The organism is Arthrobacter melezitosi (assembly GCF_054511055.1).
The window spans coordinates 1-4,957 of record NZ_JBTNDJ010000030.1 but is presented as its reverse complement, the minus strand read 5'-3'; the positions used below and the strand labels follow the sequence as shown (position 1 = coordinate 4,957).

The window sequence follows — 4,957 nt, the reverse complement described above, 5'->3', positions numbered from 1 at the left end:
ACTATACGACGCCCCACCACCAAACACAAATCCCCACCCCACCCCCCAAAACCCCGGGGATCCCCGCGCCCGGCAACCGGCTCCGACCGCCCGCCCGGTCAGGTCGGGATTGCCGGTTTCCTCGACAGCGCGGCCGCACCACGGTATGCATGTCGGATGGCGATACTTGGATTCCACGCGTCCCACGAACAGATCGGCCCCTCCCGCCTCCTTGAGGACGTGGTGCTGGCCGAGCAGGCCGGCTTCGATGCCGCAATGTGTTCGGACCACATCGAACCGTGGTCGGCGCGTCAGGGACATTCCGGTTTCGCCTGGTCATGGCTGGGGTCGGCCCTTGCCCGGACCGGGCTGCGCTTCGGGGTGGTGAGCGCGCCCGGGCAGAGGTACCACCCTGCAGTCCTCGCCCATGCCTCGGCAACCCTCGCCGACATGTACCCCGGCCGGCTCTGGGTCGCGCTGGGCAGCGGGGAGAACATGAACGAGCACATCACCGGTGAGGGGTGGCCGCCCAAGGACGTCCGGCAGCGGCGGCTCGAGGAGTGTGTGTCGGTCATCCGCCGGCTGCACAGCGGCGAGGAGGTGACCCACCGGGGGCTGGTCACCGTCGAACAGGCGCGCATCTGGGATGCCCCGGCGGTTCCGCCGCCGCTCATCGCCCCCGCCGTCACCATCGACACCGCCCGCCGCGCCGCGGCCTGGGCCGACGGCCTGGTGACGATCAACCAGCCGCTGGAGCACCTGCGCAGCATGCTTTCGGCCTACCGGGACGCCGGGGGCAGGGGCACGCTGACGCTGCAGGTGCACCTGTCCTGGGCATCGAGTGAGTCCGAGGCGGTCGCGATCGCGATGGATCAGTGGAAGACGAACGCCTTCGCCCCACCCATACCGTGGGATCTCCCGACCGCGGCGTACTTCGACGCCGTAAGCAAGGACGTCGGAGAGGAGTCGGTGCGTAAATCGGTCAACGTCTCGGCCAGCACCGGCGAGCACGCCGAATGGCTTCAGCAGTACCTGGAACTGGGCTTCGACGAGATCTACCTGCACTTCGTCGGTCAGGACCAGCGCCCCTTCATCGACGCTTTCGCGGCAAAGGTCCTGCCCGAGCTTCGCTGAGCGGCGGTTCCAGCCCGACGGGAGAAATGAAAGTCCGACAACGAAGGGGGAGCAATGAAGACCACGGAGACCTCCGACCTCTGGTGGAAAAACGCTGTGGTCTACTGCCTCGACGTCGAGACCTTCTACGACTCCAACGGTGATGGCACCGGCGACTTCGCGGGGCTGGCGGAACGGGTGCCCTATCTGGCGGACCTTGGGGTGACCTGCATCTGGCTGATGCCCTTCTATCCCACGCCCGACCGCGACGACGGGTACGACATCACCGACTTCTACGGCGTGGACGAACGGCTCGGGACGCACGGCGACCTCGTCGAATTCCTTCGGACGGCCAAGGACAACGGCATGCGGGTCATAGCGGACCTGGTCGTCAACCACACCTCCGACCAGCATCCATGGTTTCGGGCCGCCATCGAATCCCGCGATAGTCCGTTCCGCGACTTCTATGTCTGGCGGTCCGATCCCCCACCGGACACCTCGGCCGAGGTCACCTTCCCCGACCAGGAAGACTCGATCTGGACGCGGTCCGAGCCGACGGGTGATTGGTACCAGCACCGGTTCTACCGGCACCAGCCGGACCTCAATATCGCGAACCCGAAAGTGCGGGACGAGATCGCCAAAACGGCGGGGTTCTGGCTGCAGCTGGGCATGGACGGATTCCGGGTCGACGCTGTCCCCTTCTTCCTCGAAGTGACCGGCGCACAGGAGGACGAGCTGCCCGAACCGCATGAATTCCTCAAGGACCTGAGGCGCTTCCTCGGGCGCCGGAGCGGCAGCGGGATTCTCCTCGGCGAAGTGAATCTCCCGTACGAGGCGCAGCTCCGTTTCCTTGGGGGAGAAAGCGCCGACGAGCTCACGATGCTCTTCGATTTCATCGGCATGCAGCATCTGTACCTTGCCCTGGCGAGGCAGGACGCCGCGCCGCTGGCCGAGGCACTCAGCAGCCGGCCGGAGACGAACCCGGACAGCCAGTGGGCGACCTTCGTGCGGAACCACGACGAACTGACCCTCGACAAGCTCTCCGAGTCGCAGCGGCAGGAGGTCTTTGCAGCCTTCGGCCCGGAAGAGAACATGCAGGTGTACGGGCGGGGCCTCAAACGGCGCCTTCCACCGATGCTCGGCGGGGACCCAAGGCGCCTTCGGATGGCCTACTCGCTGCTCTTTTCACTGCCGGGCACCCCCGTGCTGTTCTACGGCGAAGAGATCGGCATGGGTGAGGACCTCGCTGCCGAGGGACGGCTGGCCGTCCGCACTCCAATGCAGTGGACCAGCGGAAAAAATGGCGGCTTCTCCAGTGCTGATGAGAGCCGGCTGGTCTCCCGGCTCGTCGACGGCGAGTACGGGCCGCAGGCGGTCAATGCCGCCCGCGCCCTGCAGGATCCCGGCTCGCTCCTGAACTTCCTGAAGGATCTCATGCGCCGCTACCGGCAGTGCCCGGAGCTGGGGTGGGGAAGCTTCGACCTTCTCCCCCAGGGTCTCTCATCGGTGCTGGCCCACCGCTGCACCTGGGAGGCCTCGAGCATGGTCCTCGTGCACAATCTGGCCCCGTCCCCTGCCGCCGTCACCCTCGATGTGACAAGTGCCCGCCACACAGCGGACGACCTCCATGGGCAATCGCTGCTGGACCTCCTCGAGGGCGGCGGGCCACAGGTTTCGCAAAGGGGAACCATCGACCTTCACCTGGAGGCCTATGGCTTCCGGTGGCTGCGCATCCCCGACCCGGACGACCATCGGCTCCCGTGACGGGTGTCCCCCACGCGGGAGCCGGCTACGCCCGACCCGTCAGGATCAGCTTCCAATAGACCTGCGGCAGCAGCCTCCGCTCCAGGAGCCAGGTCGAGCGCCGCTCGCGCGCAAGGTTGTCCCACCGCGGCACCGAGGGCATCGGGCGGTATCGGTCGTCGAACTCCGAGAAGACCACGGTTGAGCGGGACACGGTGAAGGGGCACGCGGAGTAGGAATCATACTTCGACGTCGGCTTCTTCCCCTTCCGTACGGCCTTAAGGTTCTTGGCCAGGACCGTTGTCTGCTTTCTCAGTGCGGCCCCGGACTTCGAGTTCCGCGTTGCCGCTGCGTCGCCGAGGGACCAGATCCTGGAAAACCGCGGGTGCTGCAGTGTTTCGGGGTCCACCTCCACAAAGCCGCCCGCATCCTCCGGAGCGGGCAGTGCAGAGGCCTTCAACCAGTCGGGCGCCGACTGTGGCGGCACTGCGTGCAGGACGTCGTAGGACAGCCTCTCGCTGGTCCCGGTCACCGTATCCCGTACCAGGACGCTGCGGCCGTCAGGGTCGACCTCGGCGAGCTCGCTGCTGCAGCGCAGTTCGATCCCGTATTCGGCGATCTTCCGGTTGAGTTCCTCGTCGATCAACGCCATGCCGAAAACCGTCGGGGTGGGGACAACCAGCACGACGCGGATATCGTCGAGCACCCCCTGATCGCGCCAATAGTCGCAGGCGAGGTACATCGGCTTCTGGGCGGCACCGGCGCAGGTGGCCGGTCCCGGGGGCTGGCTGAAAACCACGGTGCCGGTGCGGAGCCCGCGCAGCAGGTTCCACGCCTTCGGGGCCAGCTCGAACTCGTAGTTCGAACCGCCGAACGGCGAGTCCATCGCCTGGGCGAGACCGGGCACCGCGTCCCAGTCCTTCTGGATTCCGGGGCACACGACCAGGTTGTCATATTTCACCGTCCTCCCGGAGGACAGTGCGACAGTATGGGCTGCCTCCTGCACGGCGACGGCCTCCCCCTGGATCCAGGCGGTTCCGCGGGGCATGACCTTGGCCTGGGGCCGGACGGCGTCGGCGGGTTTCGCCGTGCCGCCGGCGATGTGTGAGAACAGCGGCTGGTAAAGGTGGTGATCACGCGGCTCGACGATGGCGATGTCGCGGATCCCGTAGCGGCGCAGCCGCGCCGCAAGGGAGATCCCTGCGTTCCCTCCGCCAACGACCACCACTTCGTAGTGGTCCTTTGGCACCGGGACAGGAGTATTGAACGGCGCCCGTCCCCGTGCTCCCTGCCTTGCCCTCTCCGGGCGGCGCGAACGATTGCTCAGACCCACTGGAACCTCTTCTTCCTTCGAGAAGGCCCGGCCTCCTGGGCCGGCATTCTTGAACCCGGTGGCGGCACCAGGTGTTGGCAACCTGGCTCGACCCTACAACGCCCGGCAGTCCCCCGACAGTTTTCCCGGGGCATTGACGCGGACACCGTCTGCCGGGCGGCTCCCCGGGAGGCGGCCCTTCACGCCGCCCACCGGGACGGTCACCGAGGCGCGCCAGCCCTGTCCGTCAAGGGCCCCCGACCGCCTCGGGACGGACAGCATGGGGGCGCACGACAACCTGGAACCGGTCCTCGTAGAGGACCACACCCGGGTCGGCCGACCTGAGTTCCCGCCACGGGACCGCATAGCGGTCCAGGAGGTCAAGATAACCGGGAACCCGCGCCAGGAGCTCTCCAGCGGAGAGCTTGAACCACGCCTGGGCGGTCGGGTTGACGGTGCGGTCGTACACCGCCGGGTCCACGCGGTTGGGGTCGGGGTAGGCCGCGTCATACCAAAGGTTCGATCCGAGCCACCAGGAATAGTCGGACGCAGTGAGGCGGCCGTCGCGGGCCAGCGCGTTGGCGAGGCCGAAGATCCCGGGATGGATGCCCCTGCTGTTGCGGTGGATCCCCTCCCACCGTACGAAAGCGGCCTGCCCGACCGTCGCTGCCCGTGCCTGCATGGACCGACTGTACCGGGTGGGGTGGTTAACGCAGTGCAGGCCCCACCGGTGGTGGGGCCTGCGACTGGTACGGGTGGTCCGGCGGTGTCCTACTCTCCCACACTCTCTCGGGTGCAGTACCATCGGCG

General features: G+C 67.2%; 4 protein-coding genes. 2 read left to right on the top strand and 2 right to left on the bottom strand.

Annotated elements, in window-relative coordinates; all coding sequences use genetic code 11:
- Positions 1-156 precede the first annotated feature (156 nt).
- Both ACX80W_RS16330 and ACX80W_RS16325 read left to right on the top strand, forming a co-directional pair.
- Positions 157-1,113, top strand: a complete 957-nt coding sequence (locus tag ACX80W_RS16330) for a TIGR03885 family FMN-dependent LLM class oxidoreductase (RefSeq protein ID WP_459285142.1) — start codon at positions 157-159, stop codon at positions 1,111-1,113.
- A gap of 54 nt (positions 1,114-1,167) precedes the next feature.
- Positions 1,168-2,856, top strand: a complete 1,689-nt coding sequence (locus tag ACX80W_RS16325) for an alpha-amylase family protein (protein WP_459285140.1) — start codon at positions 1,168-1,170, stop codon at positions 2,854-2,856.
- A 25-nt stretch (positions 2,857-2,881) separates the two neighbouring features.
- On the opposite strand, the gene ACX80W_RS16320 is transcribed toward ACX80W_RS16325, so the two are convergent.
- Complete coding sequence (locus tag ACX80W_RS16320) at positions 2,882-4,084, bottom strand: NAD(P)/FAD-dependent oxidoreductase (RefSeq protein WP_459285138.1); 1,203 nt, start codon at positions 4,082-4,084, stop codon at positions 2,882-2,884.
- A gap of 310 nt (positions 4,085-4,394) precedes the next feature.
- On the bottom strand, positions 4,395-4,829 hold the full coding sequence (locus ACX80W_RS16315; protein WP_459285136.1) for a hypothetical protein: 435 nt from the start codon (positions 4,827-4,829) through the stop codon (positions 4,395-4,397).
- Positions 4,830-4,957 lie beyond the last annotated feature (128 nt).

Bases quoted from the DNA above. Each gene is read 5' to 3' on its own strand.
- ACX80W_RS16330 (WP_459285142.1), top strand. From the start codon at position 157: ATGGCGATACTTGGATTCCACGCGTCCCACGAACAGATCGGCCCCTCC.
- ACX80W_RS16325 (WP_459285140.1), top strand. From the start codon at position 1,168: ATGAAGACCACGGAGACCTCCGACCTCTGGTGGAAAAACGCTGTGGTC.
- ACX80W_RS16315 (WP_459285136.1), bottom strand. From the start codon at position 4,829: ATGCAGGCACGGGCAGCGACGGTCGGGCAGGCCGCTTTCGTACGGTGG.